The organism is Kitasatospora sp. NPDC023118, from assembly GCF_055560875.1.
In genome coordinates, this window is record NZ_JBVHHW010000097.1 from 1 (window position 1) to 1,134 (window position 1,134).

Below are 1,134 nucleotides of genomic sequence, written 5' to 3' on the forward strand. Positions count from 1 at the left end.
GCCCGCACTCGGAGCAGAGCTGCGAGGACGGGAACGCACGATGCACGATGCCGATGGTGCGCCCGTACCGGGCAGCCTTCTCCTCCAGGAGACGCCGGAAGGTGGACCATCCGGCGTCGTGGACGGACCTGGCCAGCCGGCCACGACCGAGGCCGCGCACGTTCAGATCCTCCAGGTACACCGCTTGGTTCTCGCGGATGATCCCGGTCGTCTGCTTGTGCAGCCAGTCCATGCGGGTGTCGGCCACCTTGGCGTGCGCTTTGGCGACCTTGCGCCGGGCCTTGGCCCGGTTCTTCGACCCCTTCGCCTTGCGGGACAGCGCCCGCTGCGCGGCCTTGAGGTTCTTCTCCGCCTTGCGCAGGAAACGGGGGTTGTCGATCACGCTGCCGTCGGACATGACGGCGTAGGTGGTCAGTCCGAGGTCGATGCCGATCTCGGTGTCCAGCTCGGGAAGGTGCTCCGGCTCGACGTCCACGACGAAGCTCGCGTAGTACCGGCCCGACGGATCGAGCAGGATCGTCACCGAGGACGGATCGGCGGGCAGCACACGCGACCACTTCACCCGCACATCGCCGATCCTCGCCAGATTCAGCTTCCCGTTGCCCCGGATACGGAACCCGTTGCGGGTGAACCGAAGGCTCTGCCGGTTGTCCCGCTTCGACTTGAAGTGAGGAAGCCCTACCGGACGCCCGGCGCGCCTGCCGGACACCGAGTCAAAGAAGTTCCGGTACGCGGTGTCCAGGTCCCGCAGGGACTGGATCAGAGGGTCCACACCGACCGAGGCGAGCCACGCCCGCTCGGCGGTGCGCTTCGCCTCTGTGATCACCAGCTTCTGCAAGTCGGTGCCCTTGGGGTACGGAAGGCCGTCCTTACGGGCCTGCTTCCGAGCCGCCAAAGCATCGTTGTACACCACCCGCGCACACCCGAACGTACGGGCCAGCGCAGAGCGCTGACCAGCCGTCGGACAGATGCGATAGGAGTACCGAAGATGCACAAGATCAACCTACCGAAAGCCACTGACAACGGCCCCTGTCCAAACTCCGAAGCTCGCTCCGCCGCTTCGCGGCTCCGAGCCAAGAACCCATTCCTCCCCGGCCTGAAGGCCGGGGCATCCTGGGAGATCAAATGGTGAAC

Annotated in this window: 1 protein-coding gene; it reads right to left on the reverse strand. The window is 66.1% G+C overall.

All coding sequences use genetic code 11. From position 1 onward, the window contains the following. A partial coding sequence (locus ACZ3UD_RS37720; protein ID WP_465598645.1) for an RNA-guided endonuclease InsQ/TnpB family protein occupies positions 1-994 on the reverse strand: 994 nt, incomplete at its 3' end. Positions 995-1,134 lie beyond the last annotated feature (140 nt).